General features: G+C 61.5%; 19 protein-coding genes. 11 read left to right on the forward strand and 8 right to left on the reverse strand.

Features of this window, described 5'->3' with window-relative positions; genetic code table 11:
* Positions 1 to 42: 42 nt before the first annotated feature.
* On the reverse strand, positions 43 to 888 hold the full coding sequence (locus tag HK439_RS03195; protein WP_190289918.1) for an alpha/beta hydrolase: 846 nt from the start codon (positions 886 to 888) through the stop codon (positions 43 to 45).
* A gap of 238 nt (positions 889 to 1,126) precedes the next feature.
* Between HK439_RS03195 and HK439_RS03200 the strand changes: the two genes are divergently transcribed.
* From HK439_RS03200 to HK439_RS03230, 7 genes are all read left to right on the forward strand, one after another.
* A complete protein-coding gene (locus HK439_RS03200) occupies positions 1,127 to 1,429 on the forward strand; it encodes a hypothetical protein (protein ID WP_190289919.1) in 303 nt (100 codons plus the stop codon).
* A 32-nt stretch (positions 1,430 to 1,461) separates the two neighbouring features.
* Complete coding sequence (locus tag HK439_RS03205; RefSeq protein ID WP_190289920.1) at positions 1,462 to 1,764, forward strand: hypothetical protein; 303 nt, start codon at positions 1,462 to 1,464, stop codon at positions 1,762 to 1,764.
* A 67-nt stretch (positions 1,765 to 1,831) separates the two neighbouring features.
* Positions 1,832 to 2,125 carry a hypothetical protein gene (locus HK439_RS03210; RefSeq protein WP_190289921.1) on the forward strand — a complete coding sequence of 98 codons (294 nt, stop codon included), beginning with the start codon at positions 1,832 to 1,834 and terminating at the stop codon, positions 2,123 to 2,125.
* Positions 2,126 to 2,183: 58 nt separating this feature from the next.
* Positions 2,184 to 2,477: a hypothetical protein gene (locus tag HK439_RS03215; protein WP_190289922.1), complete on the forward strand. Its 294-nt coding sequence runs from the start codon at positions 2,184 to 2,186 to the stop codon at positions 2,475 to 2,477.
* A gap of 109 nt (positions 2,478 to 2,586) precedes the next feature.
* Positions 2,587 to 3,078 (forward strand): class I SAM-dependent methyltransferase, encoded by a 492-nt coding sequence (locus tag HK439_RS03220; protein ID WP_190289923.1) that lies wholly within the window; start codon positions 2,587 to 2,589, stop codon positions 3,076 to 3,078.
* A 38-nt stretch (positions 3,079 to 3,116) separates the two neighbouring features.
* Complete coding sequence (locus HK439_RS03225; RefSeq protein ID WP_190289924.1) at positions 3,117 to 4,289, forward strand: CaiB/BaiF CoA transferase family protein; 1,173 nt, start codon at positions 3,117 to 3,119, stop codon at positions 4,287 to 4,289.
* A gap of 244 nt (positions 4,290 to 4,533) precedes the next feature.
* The gene (locus tag HK439_RS03230; protein WP_190289925.1) at positions 4,534 to 4,848 is read left to right on the forward strand and encodes a hypothetical protein; all 315 of its coding nucleotides are present in this window, start codon (positions 4,534 to 4,536) and stop codon (positions 4,846 to 4,848) included.
* Positions 4,849 to 5,076: 228 nt separating this feature from the next.
* Here the strand turns inward: HK439_RS03230 and HK439_RS03235 are convergent, their stop codons facing one another.
* The 4 genes from HK439_RS03235 to HK439_RS03250 all read right to left on the reverse strand — a co-directional run bounded on the left by HK439_RS03235 (position 5,077) and on the right by HK439_RS03250 (position 8,597).
* Complete coding sequence (locus tag HK439_RS03235) at positions 5,077 to 5,826, reverse strand: DUF6969 family protein (RefSeq protein ID WP_190289926.1); 750 nt, start codon at positions 5,824 to 5,826, stop codon at positions 5,077 to 5,079.
* 850 nt (positions 5,827 to 6,676) lie between these two features.
* Positions 6,677 to 7,417, reverse strand: a complete 741-nt coding sequence (locus tag HK439_RS03240; RefSeq protein WP_190289927.1) for a fused DSP-PTPase phosphatase/NAD kinase-like protein — start codon at positions 7,415 to 7,417, stop codon at positions 6,677 to 6,679.
* Between the two features lie 14 nt (positions 7,418 to 7,431).
* Positions 7,432 to 8,085: a DUF6691 family protein gene (locus HK439_RS03245; RefSeq protein ID WP_190289928.1), complete on the reverse strand. Its 654-nt coding sequence runs from the start codon at positions 8,083 to 8,085 to the stop codon at positions 7,432 to 7,434.
* The gene (locus tag HK439_RS03250) at positions 8,082 to 8,597 is read right to left on the reverse strand and encodes a YeeE/YedE thiosulfate transporter family protein (RefSeq protein ID WP_190289929.1); all 516 of its coding nucleotides are present in this window, start codon (positions 8,595 to 8,597) and stop codon (positions 8,082 to 8,084) included. Before HK439_RS03250 ends, HK439_RS03245 begins: the two co-directional genes overlap by 4 nt.
* 376 nt (positions 8,598 to 8,973) lie before the next feature.
* Here HK439_RS03250 and HK439_RS03255 point away from each other — a divergent pair, with 376 nt between their 5' ends.
* Positions 8,974 to 10,251 carry an NAD(P)/FAD-dependent oxidoreductase gene (locus HK439_RS03255; protein ID WP_190289930.1) on the forward strand — a complete coding sequence of 426 codons (1,278 nt, stop codon included), beginning with the start codon at positions 8,974 to 8,976 and terminating at the stop codon, positions 10,249 to 10,251.
* Positions 10,252 to 10,275: 24 nt separating this feature from the next.
* On the opposite strand, the gene HK439_RS03260 is transcribed toward HK439_RS03255, so the two are convergent.
* The 3 genes from HK439_RS03260 to HK439_RS03270 all read right to left on the reverse strand — a co-directional run bounded on the left by HK439_RS03260 (position 10,276) and on the right by HK439_RS03270 (position 12,053).
* Positions 10,276 to 10,887: a DNA-3-methyladenine glycosylase I gene (locus HK439_RS03260; RefSeq protein ID WP_190289931.1), complete on the reverse strand. Its 612-nt coding sequence runs from the start codon at positions 10,885 to 10,887 to the stop codon at positions 10,276 to 10,278.
* 282 nt (positions 10,888 to 11,169) lie between these two features.
* Positions 11,170 to 11,457, reverse strand: coding sequence for a YciI family protein (locus HK439_RS03265; RefSeq protein ID WP_190289932.1), 288 nt, complete (start codon positions 11,455 to 11,457; stop codon positions 11,170 to 11,172).
* A 20-nt stretch (positions 11,458 to 11,477) separates the two neighbouring features.
* Positions 11,478 to 12,053, reverse strand: coding sequence for a TetR/AcrR family transcriptional regulator (locus tag HK439_RS03270; RefSeq protein ID WP_190289933.1), 576 nt, complete (start codon positions 12,051 to 12,053; stop codon positions 11,478 to 11,480).
* 425 nt (positions 12,054 to 12,478) lie between these two features.
* On the opposite strand from HK439_RS03270, the gene HK439_RS03275 reads away from it, so the two are divergent.
* From HK439_RS03275 to HK439_RS03285, 3 genes are all read left to right on the forward strand, one after another.
* Positions 12,479 to 14,362: an adenylate/guanylate cyclase domain-containing protein gene (locus HK439_RS03275; protein WP_190289934.1), complete on the forward strand. Its 1,884-nt coding sequence runs from the start codon at positions 12,479 to 12,481 to the stop codon at positions 14,360 to 14,362.
* A gap of 176 nt (positions 14,363 to 14,538) precedes the next feature.
* Positions 14,539 to 16,422, forward strand: coding sequence for a dipeptide ABC transporter ATP-binding protein (locus HK439_RS03280; RefSeq protein ID WP_190289935.1), 1,884 nt, complete (start codon positions 14,539 to 14,541; stop codon positions 16,420 to 16,422).
* Positions 16,419 to 18,320 carry an ABC transporter substrate-binding protein gene (locus tag HK439_RS03285; protein ID WP_190289936.1) on the forward strand — a complete coding sequence of 634 codons (1,902 nt, stop codon included), beginning with the start codon at positions 16,419 to 16,421 and terminating at the stop codon, positions 18,318 to 18,320. The genes HK439_RS03280 and HK439_RS03285 overlap by 4 nt, the downstream gene beginning before the upstream one ends.
* Positions 18,321 to 18,333: the final 13 nt, after the last annotated feature.

Raw genomic sequence — 18,333 nt, forward strand, 5'->3', positions numbered from 1 at the left:
CCTGATCGGATGAGGACAACAGAAACTGGGATACGGAGGGACTTAGGCGACGCCCGGCGATGCGGCAAGGGCAAGAGCGCATAATACGGTCACCAATTCGCTTTGCGGATCGGCGAGCGGGTTGAGCACCGTGAAGTGGTCGGCGCCTTCCTGGATGTTCAAAGTGCCTGCAAGATCCGGTCCGGTCCAGGTGTCGACCAGCATCCGGCTCTGGCGCAGGAACTCGCCCGATTCGCTGCCGCCGACAACGGCGCAGAAGTGCCCGCTTTTCGGCTGCGGCCACAGGATCGGCGAGGCGTCCCGGGCCGTCTCCGCCGTCATTCCGATCGCCTTGTTGATGCTCGTTTCCACGAGCGGCTCCAGTTCGAACACGCCGGAAATGGGCATGGCGGCGGCAACGAGATCTGCGGGCAGACCGCGTTCGGTCCAGTCCGTTGCCATCAGGGCCGCCGTCAGGTGACCGCCGGCGGAGTGGCCGTAGACGAGAAGCGGCTTGCCGAAGGTATTGTAAAGATGGTCCGCAAGGTCCTGCATTTCCGCGATGATGTCGGTGACGGCGACCGCCGGACACAGGCTGTAATTGGCGGCGGCAACGTCGAACCCGTGGGCATTCAGGCCCCGGGCCATATGGGAGAACGCGCTCTTGTCGAGAGATTGCCAGTAGCCGCCGTGGATAAACAGGGCAAGCAGGGGCTGCCTGGGTTCTGAGGACGCGGGAAAAAGATCGTAGGTGTTGCGCGGCGCCGGCCCGTAGGGCTGGTCGAAAACAGCGTTTTCCTGTCCTTCCCGATAGGTCTCGGCGTCTTCCTGCCAGGCTTCGAAGATGGCCGGATGTTCGGGAACCCGCGCCCTGTTGTTATATTCCACTTCCATGTCGATCGTGGTCATTCCGTTCCTCCCCAGAAGCCGGCCTGAAGCCGGAATCCTCTTCAAACATCACCGGCGCGATCTGGCAAGCCGGAAGCGGTTCCAATGTGCGGGGAACGGCGCTGCGGCCGGATGCGGGTTTTGCCGGAAAACAGCGCGCGAAAATGTGATCGCTGCAAGAAATCACGCTTCTTTAAACGTTGTTGATGAGCCCTAGATTCAGAAATCCGTTATCACCTTCCGTAGGGGGATTTAAAGCATGGTTTCCTTCAATCGTATTGTTCTGACCGCTGGTTCGGTCCTGATGCTGGGCAGTGTCGCTGCCGAAGCCCGTCCCAGTCTCTACACCATGTCCTGTGCCCAGGCGCAGGCATTTGTCCAGAGGCAGGGCAGTGTGGTCGCCAACACCGGTCCCATGACCTATGAGAAGTTCGTTTCAAACGGAAAATACTGCGACCGGACCCAGAGAGCCGTTTCGGCGCATATCCAGACCCGCGACAATGCGCAGTGCCGGATCGATTACAAATGCGCAGGTCTGCCGCGGGACACGAGAGGACGTTAAGGCCACGAAAAGGCACATGGAAGAAGAAACCCATGCAATCGGCGACCACAACCGTGACCGTTGCGGTGCTGGCGATGCTGGCGGCGTCTCCGGCCAGCGCCCGTCCAAGCGTCTATACGATGACCTGCGCCCAGGCGCAGGCCTTCGTCAAGCAGCGCGCCGCGGTCGTGGCCAACACCGGCCCGCAGACGTTTCAGCGGTTCGTTACCGATCAGCGCGGCTGCGACCGGCAGCAGGTGGCGTGGCCGGCCTACGACAGAACCCGTGACAATCCGCAATGCCTGATCGGAATGAAATGCATCGACGCGCCAGAGGCCATCGGTGATCCGCGCTAGGATTTTTTGTAAGATAACGACGCTGCCGTCGCATCCGGCGGCAAGCGTATCGAAAGGGAGAGTGTTCATGCGATCGATAGCCGGCACCGTGATCATCGCGGGCCTGACCGTTCTGGGTGCGAGCGCCGCGCAGGCCCGTCCGAGCCTCTACACCATGACCTGTTCCGAGGCCAAGGCCTTCATCAAGAGCAAGGGAGCGGTCGTCGCCAACACGGGGCCGCAGACCTCCGCCCGGATCGTGGCGAACGCCAGTTATTGCGACCGCATGCAGATCATAAAGGCCTTCGTCGGCAAAACCACGGACAATCCGCAGTGCCAGATCGGCTTCCGCTGTGCAAACGATCAGATGAGTGTGGAATGACGTCTGTTCAGGCCTTTTTCCGATGAATGGACGATCGGGAACGAAAGGGAGGCCGTCCGTGCAAACGACAGTTGCATCGGTGATCGTCGCGGGCCTGACCGTTTTGGGCGCGAGCGCCGCCCAGGCCCGTCCGGGGCTCTACGCCATGACCTGCTCCCAGGCCCAGGCCTTCGTCAAGAGCAAAGGCACGGTCGTCGTCGACACCGCTCCGAATGTCACTGTGCGGGCCGTTGCCAATGCAGGCTATTGCGACCGATTGCAGAAGACGAAACCGCTCTTCGGCAAAACCACCGACAATCCGCAATGCCGGATCGGCCTCCGCTGCGCCACGGAAACGATGAGTGCGGAATGAAGGCCTTCTCCCGGCCGGATTGCCTGCGAACTTTGACGCGGCTTCCCTGCCGGGCTATGAGACTTCCCTCACCGAATTGCAGACCTGAGCGAACAGCAGGGATATCTCCATGAGCCGCCTCGACAGCTTCATCCGCCGTCTGAAAGCCCAGAAAGCCCTGCTTGAGGACATCGCAGGGCGCCTCGGCGATCTGGAGGGGCCGGTTCTGGAGCTCGGCCTCGGCAACGGCCGGACCTATGACCACCTGCGCGAAATTCTGCCCGATCGGGAGATCTTCGTGTTCGACCGGGACCTGAACTGTCACCCGAGCTGCATTCCCGATGCAGACCACATGATTTTCGGCGAAATCCACGACACGCTCGCCTTCTGCGGACCGCGCATCGGCTCCCAGGCGGCCCTCATCCATGCGGATATCGGCTCCGGCGATCCGACCACCGATCTCGCCACGTCCTCATGGCTGTCGCCGCTGGTCAGTATCCACACCAGGGCCGGCGGTTACGTGCTGTCCGGCCTTGCGCTGGACCTGAAGGACTTTAAAGAGCTGGACCTGCCCGAGGGCATCCGCCCCGGACGCTATCACATCTATCGCAAGGTCGACTGACAGGCGTCGGTCGTCCTTCCTTTTCAGGAGAATACCCCATGGCAGCCCCGCTTCACGGCGTGAAGGTCGTCGAATTCGCCCGCATACTGGCGGGCCCCTGGATCGGCCAGACCCTGGCCGACCTCGGCGCCGATGTCATCAAGGTGGAGGCGCCGCAGGGCGACGACACCCGCGGCTGGGGCCCGCCCTTCGTGGAGGGCGAGAACGGTGAGCAGCTCGATGCCGCCTATTTCCATTCCTGCAACCGGGGCAAGCGCTCGATCACCGTCGATTTCCGCACCGAGGAAGGCCAGCGGGTCGCCCGCAAGCTGGTTGAGGGCGCCGACATCCTGATCGAGAACTTCAAGGTCGGCGGGTTGGCCAAATACGGCCTCGATTACGACAGCCTCAAGCAAGTCAATCCGCGCCTGATCTACTGTTCCGTCACCGGCTTCGGCCAGGACGGTCCCTATGCGCACCGGGCCGGCTACGATTTCATGATCCAGGGCATGGGCGGCATCATGGACCTGACCGGGGATCCGGACGGCGAGCCGCAGAAGATCGGCGTCGCCTTCGCCGACATCTTCACCGGCCTTTACGGCGTGATCGGCATCATGGCGGCCTTGAGGCGGCGCGATGAGACGGGGACGGGCGAGCATATCGACATGGCCCTGCTCGACAGCCTCACCGGCGTGCTCGCGAACCAGGCGCTCAACTATTTCGTCTCCGGCAAATCGCCGAAACGCCTCGGCAACGCCCACCCCAACATCGTGCCTTATCAGGTCTTCGCCGTCAGCGACGGCCACATGATCCTCGCCGTGGGCAATGACGGCCAGTTCAAAAAGCTCTGCGCCATTTTAGGGCGGCCGGAACTGGCAGAAAACCCGGCCTACGCCACCAACGCCGCCCGCGTCGCCAACCGCGCGGATCTGGTGCCGATCCTGGAAGCCGAAATCGCCAAATATACCCGCGACGACTTCCTGAAGGCGCTGGAGGAAAAGGGCGTCCCCGCCGGCCCGATCAACTCCGTCGCCGACGTCTTCGCCGACCCGCAGGTCAACCACCGCCACATGAAGGTCGACCTGCCCGCCACCGGCGTCAAGGGCGGCACCATCCCCTCGGTCCGCACCCCTATCACCTTCTCCGACAGCGAGCTTGTGCTGGAGCACGCGGCCCCCTCGCTGGGCGAGCATACGGCGGAGATCTTGAGGGAAATCGGGGAGGGGGAGTGATTGAGTTTCCGGTTTTTCGCACAGGGACCTTTTATGGAAAATGGCTAAGCTCTGGGAATTAAATAGGTCGTTCGTTATAAATACAGCGAATGTCTGGTTTGAGCCCAAAGTGCACTGTGAACGCCATCCCAAAACATCAGTTTTTAAGCCCAAATCAGCGAGATCTCCTGACTTTCAATGAATTTTGAAGCCGCGTATCTTGGGCAAGTGAAAAGATGGAAACTCTATTAGCGACGAGAAACCAATGGCGATACCAAGAAAAGGAAGTCGCAAGATTACCGTTGAGGGCGAAGACTATCGTTGGTTGGTGAGGAGAAAGGCGACCATTTCTCAAACGGATTATGGGTCCGGCAAAATTCACGTTGCGATTGAACACGCTACGGAAAAAGGCGCTACGCTCCACATTGAATCCGGCCGCCACCCCCACCCCAAAGACTGGGGCACGCTTTCTGTTGAGCCCGTCACACCTTCCGATATCGCACGTTGGATTTCAGTGGCGATCCAGCAGGGATGGGAGCCAAAGAACGCAGGCCCAACGTTCAGAATTGACGAGAAATGATCCCGTAGGCTCTGAAATGCTCGAACCAAGCTAATTTTGTCAGTGCGGACCAACCGAGCAAGAAGGTCTGTTTTGTCCGCGTCACGGCTAATCGTGCATGGAAAATCGGAGATTCGCTTTGCTCCTACTCGTAGGATTTGCATAACCTGCAATATGTAAATTCATTTCGTGCAAAACGGGTTGAATTTTCAGCGTCCGCAAGGTGGATTCGAACCGGCGACGTTATTCCTATACCCCCAACGCCCCCTCAATCGCCTCGATCTGCTTCACCGTATCGACGAACACCTCGCTGGTGTTCTGCAACGCCCTGTCCTCGAGCACCTCCGAGCCCGGATGCTCCTGCACGAAGGCCTCCAGCGTGGCGTCGCGGGCTCTTAGAAGCGCTTCCAGTTGCGGGCGGTAGAGGGGGACGAGATTCGTGAGCCATCGGTTCACCGCGCGGCTGGGCTTCTCGACCTCAATGGCAAAATGATCGAGCAGGGGGATTACATCCTCGGCCCGGTAAAGCGTCTCGTTGGTGACCCAGCGGTTGGTGGTGAAGAGCCGGATCATCCGGCCCTGATTGTCGACACTGATCGCGCCGATATGGGCGAAGCGGGCGGCCGGGTCTTCGGGGACGACGGCGCCGGGCAGCCGCCAGGGTTCCAGGTCGGGCGCGATTGCCGCCGGGCGCACGAACAGGTGGAAGTGGCCGTTCTCGCCGGCGGCCATCTCGTCGGCCACATGGGCGTGATAGAAATAGTGGCTGTGGTTCTTAAGGTCGAACAGGTCGCCCTTCGGATACCGCTCCCAGATCAGGAAGTCGCCCTGGTCGCGCAGCACGTCCATGACAACGCTTGAGCCGGTTTGTGCAAGTTCCCGTTCGCACTCAAGCACCGCCGCCGCCGCATCGTGCATGGCTTCCAGCTTGTCCTCGGGAAGGCCGGAGAGATCCGCCGGGAAGGGCAGTTTCGGGGCTTTGGTTTTCGTCTCGCTCATCGGTTCGATCCTTAGCGATAGCTGGTAGGTCTCGTTCGTCCGGCCACGTCGGCATTTGCCGGTATCTCTAAATTCTCCATCGTCATGCCACGGCTCGACCCACTGTTGTCTGGTTTAGGTTGGGGTGGTAGTTAAACAAAACAATCACCTCTCCGCCTTGTCATCCCAGCGAAGGCTGGGATCCAGTAAACACAAAGGTTTGCGGCCCTAACCGACACCGGGGTTACTGGATCCCGGCCTTGTCGCTTTGCGCCAAACCGGGATGACAACCGAGTGGGAAACCCGTGTCCCCAAGCGCAGCAGGCGGTAGCCCGCAATTTTAAACCGGACACCAGTGGGCTCGACCATGGCATCCATGCCGCTTCCTCGCCATATCCTGAGGCTTTCTTTCTGGCACTGTCACGGCATGGATTACCCGGTCAAACCCACTGCTGTCCGGCTTAATGTTGGACTTCTCATATATCTCATTTGAAAGATTGGGGAATTTCAGATCATTCCGCTTAGAGACACGCGATGGACGTCCCGCTTGTCATTCCGGTTTGACGCGGCAGCGGCAAGACCGGGATCCAGTACTCCGTGTGGCCTGCGAGTGGAAAAGATAGCAAATTCAATAGATTAATGGATCCCTGTCTGCGCAGGGATGACAACAAACTCTCCGATTAGGCGGATCGCCCTATTCGGGCAAATTTAAACCGGACAGCAGTGGGTCAAGCCCGGTAATGACGGAGGTGGAGGAAGAGCGTTGCTTTGCATTGTGCGCTCCCGCCCTTGGCAAACGATGTCTATCCCGAAACGAAATCGGGGCCGGCTTTTGGCCGGCCCCGTTGTCATGTCTTGCCTCGGCCGGCGGTCAGGCCGGCGGCATGCCGAGCATCTTGCGCACGGCCGGCTCGCGGCTCTTCAGACCGACGGTCCGGCCTTCCTCGATGGCAATTTCGTTCGGCACGCCCTTGGAAGCACGATAGAGCGCCCACATGGCGCCGACGCGGTTGGAGGATTCGCAATGCAGCAGGATCGGATAGTTGTTCGGATCCTCGGCAACCTTGGCGAATTCGGCGACCTGCTCGCTGGTCGGCGCCTTGGTGGACACGGCGATGTTGACGTAGGTCATGCCCGCCTTCTGGACCAGCGCCCCTTCTGTGGTCGCGCCCTGTTCGGCGGTGTTGAGGTTGACCACCGTCTTGAAGCCGAGCGTGGCCAGGGTGTCGATGCCGGTCGGGTCGACGTTGCCGCCGGTGCCGATGAACGGCGTCGCGCGCAGATAGTTGACGACGATGTTCGGCATCATGTTGCCGTAAGGCGCTTCCTTGGCCTTGCTGGCGACGTCGTAAAGGCCGGTCGCCATGGGGGCATCGGACTTTGCGGCGGGTGCCGCGGCCGGCGCGCACGGATTGGCGGCAGGCGAGGCCGCCGGGGCGCACGGGTTGACCGGACCGGCTGCCGGCGCACACGGATTGACCGGGCCTGCGGCCGGAGCGCAGGGGTTGGTCGCCTGGGCAAACGCGGCGGACGGGACAGCGGCGCCGACGGCAATGGCCGTGACCGGCATGATGGCGGCGCTCAGCAGGCTCTTGCGGATTTTCTTTTTCATGGGTCGTTTCCTCGTTAGGCCTTCAGGGCATATGTGGGGTGCGAGGCAGACGTCTCATCGCTGCTCCCGGCTTCGGGCGCGCAGACGTCCTTGGCGGTGAAGGGGCCGCCGCGGGCGCGTTCAAGCCTGGAACCGAGAACGAAACCGCCCATCGCGATGACGATCAGCGCAGCCAGGATCAGCCATTCCGGCAGACCCAGAAGGTCCGGCAGCCTCTGGGCGTCCGGACCCTTGGCCGCGAAATAGAAGCTGGTCAGCGGATCGAACAGATAGGCGAACAGGGTCGTGCCGGCGATCATGCCGACGACGAACACCACCGCATCGAAGCGGCCCGAGGCGACACCGACGACCGAGGTGCCCGGGCAATAGCCGCCAAGGGCAAAGCCCGCGCCGATCAGGATGCCGCCGGCGGCGACCGCCCAGAAGAACAGGGTCGGGATGAACACCGCATTGTCGGCGATCACGCCGCCGAGCCGGAGCAGATAAAGACCCACGGCGGTCACCAGAACCGCGGTGAACATCACCTTGAACACGGCGAAGTCCTTCAGCGAAAACTGGCCGGTCAGCTTGCGCGGGCTGCCGAAGCCGGCGGCTTCAAGCACATAGCCGAACAGGATGCCCGACAGGAGACCTCCGGCGATACCGCCATCGTAAAACGGAATGCTCATTGCCAGACCCTCCGTGCAAGCATGCTGACGACGAAGCCGGCGATGAAGAAGCCGGCCAGGAAGACGAAACCGGCAACCGCCAGGGTGGCGCCGCCGGACAGGCCGATGCCGCTGGTGCAGCCGCGCGCCAGGCGCGCGCCGAAGCCGACGAGGGCACCGCCGATGAAGGCGTAGACGAGGCGCTGGCCGCGCGAAGTCTGCGGACCGCGCTCGACCTGGACGCTGGAGCGGCCGGCGCTGCGGGCGCCCACATAGGCGCCGATCAGCACGCCGATGACTTCCCAGGTGATCCAGGAGGCAAGCGGGGCGCCTGCCTTGATGAAGGGGCCGAAATAGGTATTGGAAGCGGTTGCGGCGGGCGCGAGCCATTCGCTGATCTGGGCGGCAAGCCGGGTGATGAAGCCCGAGGCGCCGAGGCCGTGGCCTGTGATCAGAAAGGTGGCCAGCAAGGCGATTCCCAGCGCAAATCCCGCGACCAGAGGCGGCCAGAACGGGCGTGGACTTGTGGTCATGGGCGTTCTTCTCCCTGAAGAAGTTTCATTACATTCGAATTTTGCAATATACAACGTCGAGCCTCGGGATCAATCGGTTTGATCCCGGATCCCGGCCGGAGCGCATCTCCGGTTTGACGAAGGATCCGCAGCGCATACCGGAAGCTACTTAGTTGGTATTTGCCTGATATTTCATTATATACAAATATATGAATATATTCCCGCCGGCTTTGAGTTATCGCAAAGACACAACTTAACGGCGGGTAATATTATTACCGATGCTTTGGGCTGCGGCCTACGGACCGCTGAAGCAGCCGCCGGGCAAATGTACAACGACCTGATCGCCGGTCCAGAGGAGGGCCGGGCGGTTCAGGGAGGTCTGAGGAGGAAATACCTGATGGCTCATATCGTCATTCTCGGTGGCGGCGTCGCCGGCGTTTCGGCGGCCTACGAAGTGCGCGAGGCGCTGGGCAAGGCCCACAAGGTGACCGTCGTTTCCAAGGCGCCGTATTTTCAGTTCACCCCGTCGAACCCGTGGGTGGCGGTCAAGTGGCGCACCAAGGACGACATCACCGTCGATCTGGCCAGCACCCTGCCGCGCCATGGCGTCGACTTCGTCCATGCGTCGGCGGAAAAGGTTCTGCCGGAGGAAAACAAGGTCGAACTGTCGACCGGCGGGCCGATCGAATACGATTACCTCATCATCGCAACGGGACCGGAACTCGCCTTTGACGAGATCGAGGGACTTGGCCCTGAGGGCTTCACGTCTTCGGTCTGCGACGTCGAGCATGCGGTCAAGGGCGCTTCCAAATGGGAGGACTTCTGCGCAAATCCGGCGCCGATCGTGGTCGGCGCGGTGCAGGGCGCGTCCTGCTACGGCCCGGCTTATGAATTCGCCATGATCATGGACACCGACCTGCGCAAGCGCAAGATCCGCGACAAGGTGCCGATGACCTTCGTCACCGCCGAGCCTTATGTCGGCCATCTGGGCCTGGGCGGGGTCGGCGACACCAAGGGTCTGCTCGAAAGCGAGATGCGCGAGCGTCACATCCGCTGGATCACCAACGCCAAGGTGGACAAGGTCGAGGACGGCAAGATGACCGTCTCCGAGCATGACGAGGACGGCAAGGTCAAGAAGGCGCACGAACTGCCGTTCGGCTATTCCATGATGCTGCCGGCCTTCCGCGGCATTCCGGCGGTGCGCGATGTCGAGGGCCTGGTCAATCCGCGCGGCTTCGTCATCGTCGACAAGCACCAGCGCAATCCGAAATACCCGAATGTCTTCGGCGCAGGCGTGTGCATCGCCATCGCCCCGCTGGAGGCGACGCCGGTCCCGGTCGGCGTGCCGAAAACCGGCTACATGATCGAGAGCATGGTGACGGCGATCGCCCAGAACCTGAAGGAGATCGTCGCCGGCAAGGACCCGACCCACGAAGGCACCTGGAACGCCATCTGCCTGGCCGACTTCGGCGACGGCGGCGTGGTCTTCATCGCCGAGCCGCAGAACCCGCCGCGCAACGTCAACTGGTCGTCGAGCGGCAAATGGGTGCATCTGGCCAAGATCGCCTTCGAGAAGTATTTCCTGCGCAAGATCCGCAAGGGCACCACGGAGCCCTATTACGAGAAGATCGTGATGCAGACGCTCAACATCGGCGGCAAGCTCAAGTCCAAGTAGCCGCTGGACAATCGCCGAAGGCAGTTATGCCTTCGGCCGCTCAAACGCTGTCCGCGCCGCCTCGACCTCGGCGCGGACGGCGCATCCTTCCGCATGGTCGTTGATCAGCCCCATGGCCTGCATGAAGGCATAGACCGTGGTCGGGCCGACGAATTTCCAGCCGCGTTTCTTCAGGTCTTTCGACAACGCAACCGAGGTTGCCGAGGTGGATGCCGTCTGCGGTGTACCGGGATCGGCGGGATCGGGTTCATGGCGCCAGATATAGGCGGCGAGTGAGCCCTCTTGCGCGATCAGCTCCTGCGCCCGTCTGGCATTGTTGATCACCGCCTCGATCTTGCCGCGGTGGCGGATGATGCCCGCATCCTGCAACAGCCGGGCGATATCGGCCTCGTCGAATTGGGCGACATGATCGAAATCGAACCCGTGGAAGGCTTTGCGGAAGTTCTCCCGCTTGGCGAGGATGGTGCGCCAGCTCAGGCCCGACTGGAAACTTTCCAGCGACAGCTTTTCGAACAGGCGCCGGTCGTCGGAGACTGGAAAACCCCATTCCCGGTCGTGATAGGCGAAGAATTCCGGCGCTGCGGCGCACCAGCGGCAACGCGGGCGCCCGTCCGGGCCCGGTATGGTCGTGTTCATCTCGGCGTCGCTCCTGATAGGGCTACTAAATCACGCATTTTCGCTCTCCTGGCCGTTTGATCGATGCGAGTGGATTGCCCGGACTTCGCCGTGCAATGACACGGGGGAAGTGGCAAGGCTCGCCCACACACACTGCGTCATCACGCGGCGAAGTCCGGGTGATCCAATCCACCTCGCCACATTTTCGGAAGGCCGGGACGGTTCCCATCCCGATCGACCCGGTTCGGCTGGAGTGGAAATGAAAGGTGTGAATGTCGTTCCTGAAAGGGAGAGGGAAGGGCGTCAGCTCAGAAGAAAGGCCAAGCGGTCGTCGGCCTTGGAGGCCGCCATGTCGAGGATTTCCGCGGTCACCACATTCTCGGCGACAAACGGGTCCTCCCCGACGCGGGTCTCGATCTCCTCAAGCGTTCCCCCGCCCGCCAGAATACCGCCGCCGACGCCGGGTTGGAGCGTGCCGGCCAGCAGGAACACGCCGTCATCGAAACCGCGCTGAAGCCAGGCCCTGTGGCCGTCCATGAAGTCGCCGGCCCGGGCCTTGTTGTCCGAAAATCTGAGCAGCACGATAAACATGCCGTTTCCTCCCTTTAAGGCTAGTGTTCTGTTGAAATCACGCCGTCCAGCCAGGCGCACATCTTGTCGACTTCTGACGTGACGAAGGCCTCGTCGTGAAAGGCATTGGCGAGCGTGGCCGCACCCTGGCTGCGGGAAAGCAGATGCATCGCCAGCTGATCGGCGTCCGCTTTCCGGCCGAGGGCGGTGAACTGTTCGGCGAGCCACTCCCGGAACAGGGTGAACAGTCTGCCGGCATCGGACTGGGCCGGATGTCCGAGCTTGGCCAGCTCGCCGGTCAGTGTGCCGACCGGACAGCCGTAGGCCATGATTTTCGACTGGTTGGTGATCAGGATCTTGATGAAGCACGTGATACGCTCGGCAGGCGTGGCGCCGTCGGCTTCCCACTGGTCGAGCATCGCCCGTGTGTTCTTGAGACGCTGCGCGATCACCGCATCCAGGATCTCGTCCTTGGTCTTGAAATGATAGTAGAAATTGCCGCGCGAGATTTTGACCGCGCCGGCGATGTCGGAAAACGACGTGTGCTCGTAGCCCTGCCGGTAGAACAGCTGATCGGCCGCCTCGACGATCTGCTCGCGCGTTTTCTGACTGCTCATGATCTTCGTTGCCTGCTGATCGATTTACGGCCGGACCCGCGTCACATGCCATGGGGTGAAAGATTGAACCTTATAGGACAATCGTCCTAAAAGAGATTGGGACAAGCGTCCTAATCTGTCAAGACCCGAAAAATCCGTGGATTTGAAAGCTGAGCGGACCGTCATGGCGGTCTCAATGCCTCGGCCGGCAGCCCGGAAACGTCAATTCCTGATGCGAACTGGCCTCGGGCCGGGCAGAGGAAAATTCACTTTGCGGCCCGCTCGTTTCCGCCGGGATTTGCGCCGCCAGCCCGTGATTGCCATATTTCAATGCAAGACAGTCCGGATTCGGACTGCGGCCTGCCTTGCCGTACCGGCGTTCGCAAGCAGGGGCAGGGGGAGCCGGCGTGATGTATGATGTCGCGACTGAGTGAAAGAGAAACGGCATGGTCAAGCTTCCGAAGTCACGACGCCATTTCAGGATGCCGCTCACCCGTATCGTCGGGCTTGGGTTCGGCGCCTTCGTGGCGATCGTCCTGGCGCTTGTGCTGGTCATGTCGGTCTCGGCGAATTTCAAGAACACGTTCTCGCTTCTCAACGACAAGGCGATCCTGATCACCCGGTCGATGGAAAACCAGGTCCGCCGGTATCTGGATGCGGTGGAACGGGCGGTCATCGCCATCAAGCCCTATTTCGACAATGGCTCGCTCGGGTTCGACAAGATTGACGAGGCTCTGGAAAACCTGTCTGTCGCCTTGTCGTCAAACCCGGTTCTGACAGTTCTGGTCGTTACCGATCTCAATGGCGAAAGGTACGGCGTTTACAAGGCGCCCAACGGTAAAATCTGGCCATTCACGCGCGATAACCCGACCAGCGGTTATGAAATGTATGTCCTGCCGGAACTGGACAAGGACAGCGGACCGGTCTGGGGACCGCTTATTTCCAATAAGTTCGGGCAGTTTGCCAATGTGTCTGTCCCGCTCGTCCGCGACGGGGCCAAGATCGGGACGCTGACGGCGGCGAGTTCACTGGCGGAACTGGGGCTCAGCATCCAAAATCTGGATGAGGGCGCGGATACCACCAACTTCATCATCGCCAACGGCGATGAAGTCGTGGTTCATTCCGACATGACCGGCTTCCAGACCGGAGAAAAACCGGCCGTCGAACTCCCGGCAAAAAGAGACGCGCTCGGCGATCCGGTTCTGGCCACGAATGCCAAAACCGAGGCCATGACGACCTTTCAGAAGGCGGCCAAATTCGGCATTGACGTCGCGAGCGTCGACGCGGAGGGCGAAGAGTTCATCATGCTCAGCGTCTCGGTGCCCGGCTACAGCGATCAGCCATGGATCGTCGGCGAATACATCCGCAACACCTCGATTTCGCGCGAGGTCCGCCGTCTGGCCGGGTCCGCATTCGTCGGTTTTGCAGCGCTTGTCGTCTCCGTGCTTGTTGCCGTCTGGCTGGGCAAGCGGGTCGCCCGTCCGCTGAAGGCGCTGGCGGAGCAGTCGGAAAAGGTGGGCAACCTGTCCTTGTCCGATGTGGAGCCGCTGCCGCGCAGCCGGGTGAGCGAACTCGATCAGGTGGCGCAGGCCTTCAATTCCATGGTGGAAGGCTTGCGCGCCATGAACACCTATGTGCCGCGGTCCCTGTTCATCAAACTGATGCGTCTGGGCGGCAGTTCGGCGGCCAATGCCCGTGAGGCGGAACTGACGATCCTGTTCACCGACATCGTCAGTTTCACATCCCTGTCGCAGAATATGAGCGCGGCGGAAACCGCGCGTCACCTCAATGAACATTTCGCCATTCTGGTGGCGGCCGTGGAGGCCGAAGGCGGGACCGTCGACAAGTTCGTCGGCGACGGCATGCTTGCGTTCTGGGGTGCGCCGGACGAACGGCCCGACCACGCCGAAGCCGCGGTGAGGAGTGCGCGGCATATCGCCAGGGCGCTCCATGCCGCAAACCTTGTCGCGTCCCAGCACGGCGGTCCGCAATTCCATGTGCGCATCGGCATTCATACCGGCCCGGCCGTGGTCGGCAATGTCGGCGCGCTCGACCGGTGGAACTACACCGTTGTCGGCGATACCGTGAATATTACCGACCGCCTGCAGTCGCTCGGCCGCGAAATCGGTTCGGAAGAGGAGATCGTGATCCTCGCAAGTGCCGAGACCGTGGCCCGTCTTCCTCATGAAACGGACAAGACGGCGGTCGGTTCGGTCAGTCTGCGCGGCCGCACCGGCGCCCTTGATGTGTGGAAACTGGATCCCTTCGCAACTCCCGAACATGCACGGGGTACGGATCTGGAAAGCGCGTCGACTTCGGCGGCGGAATAGTCCCCATACGGATAGGACCGGACTTTTCGCCGTCGCCAAACTGTGATCTTCATCACATAAAGCCGATTTGCGCGACAGCCATTGCTAAGCAATTGGAAAATGTGGTTGTCTTTTTTCGCGGGCAAAGGCTTAGTGACGGCATGCCAATCCAAGGCAGGGCCGGGAGGGATGTGAAAGTGGATGTTCTGTCGATCGATGGTTTGACGGTCGATTTCAAGACAGCCGAAGGACGTGTCCGGGCTGTCGATAATGTCTCCTTTACCGTCCCCCAGAACAGAACGGTTGCCCTTGTCGGCGAATCCGGATCGGGCAAGACCGTTATTTCCCAGACCGTGATGGGGCTGTTGCCGGCCTCGGCCGAAATCGTCTCCGGGAAGGTGCTCCTGGCCGATCCGGCCAAGGACATTCCGCCGGTCGATATTGCCGGGCTTGACCGCAAGGGTCCGCAGATGCGCCAGCTGCGGGGCAACAATGTCGCCATCATCTTCCAGGAGCCGATGACCTCCCTGTCGCCGTTGCACACCATCGGCGACCAGATCGGCGAGGCCGCGCTCCTGCACCGGAACGTGGACGCCCAGCAGGCCAGGGAACTGACCCGCGAAATGCTGCGTCTGGTCCATTTCCCCGAACCGGACCGCGCGCTGGACTCCTTTCCCTTCGAGCTCTCCGGTGGCCTGCGCCAGCGCGCCATGATCGCCATGGCCATGATCTGCCGGCCGGCGCTCCTGATCGCGGACGAGCCGACAACGGCCCTCGACGTGACGATCCAGGCGGAAATCCTCAAACTGATCAAGGATGTCCAGGCCGAACTGCAGATGTCGGTCCTGATGGTCACGCACGATTTCGGCGTGGTCGCCAACATGGCCGACGAAGTCGTGGTGATCTACCACGGCCGGATCATGGAAAAAGGCACGGCCGAGCAGCTCTTTACCAATCCGCGCCACGACTATCTGAAAGCGCTTCTGAATGCGGTCCCGAGCTTTCACATGGACAAGAACGAGCGGCTGGTGCCGATCCGTCCGATCGAGGTCAAGGCGGAGGATCTGAAAAAGAGCGGCGTCGAATGCAAGGTCGAGCCGGGTGCGCCGCTTGTCGAAATGCGTGATGTGACCAAGCGCTTCACCTTGCGAAAGGGCGGAATTCTCGGAACCCGCCCGAAGACCATGACAGCGCTCGATAGCATCAATCTCACGATCCGCCGCGGCGAGTGCCTGGGGCTGGTGGGTGAATCCGGCTCCGGCAAGACGACGGCCGCCAAGGCGATCCTGCGCGCCATCGATATCGACGACGGTGAAATTCTGTATAACCGCGGGGAAGGCCTGAAGGACGTCGCCCATCTGTCCGGCGCGGATCTGATGGACTACAGGCGCCGCGTCCAGTTCATCTTCCAGGATCCGTTTTCCTCGCTCAATCCGCGCATGACGGTCAACGATATCCTGAGCGAACCCTTGCAGATCCACGACGTCGGAACGCCGGATGAGCAGGCGGAACGGGTGCGCAGCCTGATGAGCCTGGTCGGCCTCGACCCGCGGTTCCTGCGCCGCTATCCGCATTCCTTTTCCGGCGGTCAGCGCCAGAGGATCGGCATTGCCCGCGCGCTGGCGCTCAACCCGGAATTCATCCTGTGCGACGAGCCGACATCGGCGCTCGACGTTTCGGTGCAGGCCCAGATCCTCAATCTGTTGCAGGACCTGAAACGGGACCTGAACCTCACCTACCTGTTCGTCAGTCACAACCTGGCCGTCGTCGATTATATCGCCGACCGGATCGCGGTCATGTGCCGTGGCCGGATCGTGGAAGTCGGCGCCACGCGTGAAGTGGTGTCGAACCCGCTTCATCCCTACACAAAGGCATTGCTGTCGGCAGTGCCGGAGCCGGATTTATCCGCGCCTCTCGATTTCGCCGCGCTGGGCGACAAACGGGCATCCGAGCCCGCTGCCTGGCCGGAACCGTTCCGGCTGGTGGACGGTATGGTGCCCGCGCTGGTGGAAATGGAAAAAGAACACTTTGTCTGCGCACCCGGCCTGGAAACCGGTGCGATCAGGGGGACTGCAGCATGATATCGTTGAAATGTCGGAGCTGGAGCGTCTTTGGCGCAGTGGCTCTGGTGGCGGCATCACTGGCCGCCGCGCCTGTCAAGGCACTCGACTACAAGGAAATACCCGGCCTTGAATCGAACCTGCCGCCGACGGCGGAACGCCTGCCCGCGGAGCCGCTTGTCGTCGATCTTGAAGCCAAGGGCCGGGCGACCGGAAAGAACGGCGGGACGCTTCATACCCTGATCGGACGCTCCAAGGATGTCCGCCTGATCAACGTGTGGGGTTACGCGCGCCTGGTCGGTTACAACGAGGCGCTCGACCTCGTGCCGGATATTCTTGAAAGCGTCGATGTCGAAGACGGACGCATCTTCACCCTGCACACCCGCAAGGGCCACAAATGGTCGGACGGCGAACCGTTCGGCGCGGAGGATTTCCGTTACTTCTACGAGGACATCGCCCTCAACAAGGAGCTGACGCCGTCCGGCCTGCCGCCGTTCCTGCTCGCCAACGGCAAGCCGCCGAAATTCGAGGTTCTGGACGAAACGACGGTTCGGTACACATGGGAAGACCCGAACCCGCTGTTCCTGCCGGAACTCGCAAAGGCGCGTCCGCCGTTCATCTATCGTCCGGCGCATTACCTGAAGAAGTTCCACGAAAAATACGGCGATCCCGCTTTCATCGAGGCCGAAGCCGCCAAGACCAAGGCCCGCGGCTGGGCGCCGCTGCACAATAAAATGGACGACATGTACAACGCGCGGAACCCGGATCTGCCGACGCTGCAGCCGTGGATGCTTGCGCCCGGCGACAGCGACCGCAGGTTCACCCTGGTCCGCAACCCTTATTATCACCGGGTCGACAGCACGGGTCAGCAGCTTCCCTATATCGACAAGGTCGTCATGACCGTTGCCGACGGCAAGCTGATCGCGGCCAAGACCCAGGCCGGCGAGAGCAACCTGCAGGCCAGAAACCTGAGCTTCTCCGACATTACGGTTCTCAAGCAGGGCGAGGCGCAGCAGCATTATACGACGGCGCTCTGGCCCAATTCGAAGGGGTCGGAAATTTCGATCCTGCCGAACCTGACCGTCAAGGATCCCGTCTGGCGCGAGCTTCTCAGGGACACCCGGTTCCGCCACGCCTTGTCGCTCGGCGTCGACCGGACCCTGATAAACCGCACGCTCTTCTTCGGCCTCGGCAAGGAAGGCAACGACACCGTCCTGAGCCAAAGCCCGCTTTATGAGGACGAATATCGGACCGAATGGGCGAATTACGATCCGGAGCAGGCGAATGCGCTGCTGGATGAAATCGGACTTACCAAACGCGACGGCAGCGGGACACGCCTGTTGCCCGACGGCCGTCCGCTTGAAATCATCCTGGAAACCTCCGGCGAACGGCAGGTCGAGGAGGATGCGCTGGAACTTGTCGGTGAGAACTGGAAGGATCTCGGCATCAAGCTGTTCGTCAAGCCGAGCCAGCGCGACAATCTGCGCGAGCGGGCGATTTCCGGCGATCTGGTCATGTCGGTCTGGACCGGGTTCGAAAACGGCATTCCGACGTCCGAGATGCCGCCGTCCGACTATGCGCCGACCCGCGGTGACGATCTGTCGTGGTTCGCCTGGGGCGACTACTACGAAACCGCAGGAAAGGGCGGCGAAAAGCCGGACTGGAAGCCTGCGGCGCGCCTGATGGAACTCTACGAGTCCTGGCTCAAGTCGACCTCCAAGGAGGAGCGGACGGAGATCTGGGAAGAAATGCTGCAGATCCACGCAGATGAGACCATCCACATCGGTCTGGTCTCGGAAGTCCCGCAACCGGTCGTCATCAACGGTGTGCAGAATGTGCCCCTGACGGCAATCTACGGCTGGGATCCGGGCGCACAGTTCGGCATGCACCGGATGGACGAGTTCTTCATGGCCGATTGAGGCCCGCTGAAGC

The sequence above is a fragment of the Roseibium aggregatum genome (assembly GCF_014692675.1).
Lineage (GTDB): Bacteria > Pseudomonadota > Alphaproteobacteria > Rhizobiales > Stappiaceae > Roseibium > Roseibium aggregatum_C.

Coding starts and splice junctions, on each gene's coding strand:
- HK439_RS03195 (WP_190289918.1), bottom strand. CDS start 888: ATGACCACGATCGACATGGAAGTGGAATATAACAACAGGGCGCGGGTT.
- HK439_RS03200 (WP_190289919.1), top strand. CDS start 1,127: ATGGTTTCCTTCAATCGTATTGTTCTGACCGCTGGTTCGGTCCTGATG.
- HK439_RS03205 (WP_190289920.1), top strand. CDS start 1,462: ATGCAATCGGCGACCACAACCGTGACCGTTGCGGTGCTGGCGATGCTG.
- HK439_RS03210 (WP_190289921.1), top strand. CDS start 1,832: ATGCGATCGATAGCCGGCACCGTGATCATCGCGGGCCTGACCGTTCTG.
- HK439_RS03220 (WP_190289923.1), top strand. CDS start 2,587: ATGAGCCGCCTCGACAGCTTCATCCGCCGTCTGAAAGCCCAGAAAGCC.
- HK439_RS03225 (WP_190289924.1), top strand. CDS start 3,117: ATGGCAGCCCCGCTTCACGGCGTGAAGGTCGTCGAATTCGCCCGCATA.
- HK439_RS03230 (WP_190289925.1), top strand. CDS start 4,534: ATGGCGATACCAAGAAAAGGAAGTCGCAAGATTACCGTTGAGGGCGAA.
- HK439_RS03235 (WP_190289926.1), bottom strand. CDS start 5,826: ATGAGCGAGACGAAAACCAAAGCCCCGAAACTGCCCTTCCCGGCGGAT.
- HK439_RS03240 (WP_190289927.1), bottom strand. CDS start 7,417: ATGAAAAAGAAAATCCGCAAGAGCCTGCTGAGCGCCGCCATCATGCCG.
- HK439_RS03245 (WP_190289928.1), bottom strand. CDS start 8,085: ATGAGCATTCCGTTTTACGATGGCGGTATCGCCGGAGGTCTCCTGTCG.
- HK439_RS03250 (WP_190289929.1), bottom strand. CDS start 8,597: ATGACCACAAGTCCACGCCCGTTCTGGCCGCCTCTGGTCGCGGGATTT.
- HK439_RS03255 (WP_190289930.1), top strand. CDS start 8,974: ATGGCTCATATCGTCATTCTCGGTGGCGGCGTCGCCGGCGTTTCGGCG.
- HK439_RS03260 (WP_190289931.1), bottom strand. CDS start 10,887: ATGAACACGACCATACCGGGCCCGGACGGGCGCCCGCGTTGCCGCTGG.
- HK439_RS03265 (WP_190289932.1), bottom strand. CDS start 11,457: ATGTTTATCGTGCTGCTCAGATTTTCGGACAACAAGGCCCGGGCCGGC.
- HK439_RS03270 (WP_190289933.1), bottom strand. CDS start 12,053: ATGAGCAGTCAGAAAACGCGCGAGCAGATCGTCGAGGCGGCCGATCAG.
- HK439_RS03275 (WP_190289934.1), top strand. CDS start 12,479: ATGGTCAAGCTTCCGAAGTCACGACGCCATTTCAGGATGCCGCTCACC.
- HK439_RS03285 (WP_190289936.1), top strand. CDS start 16,419: ATGATATCGTTGAAATGTCGGAGCTGGAGCGTCTTTGGCGCAGTGGCT.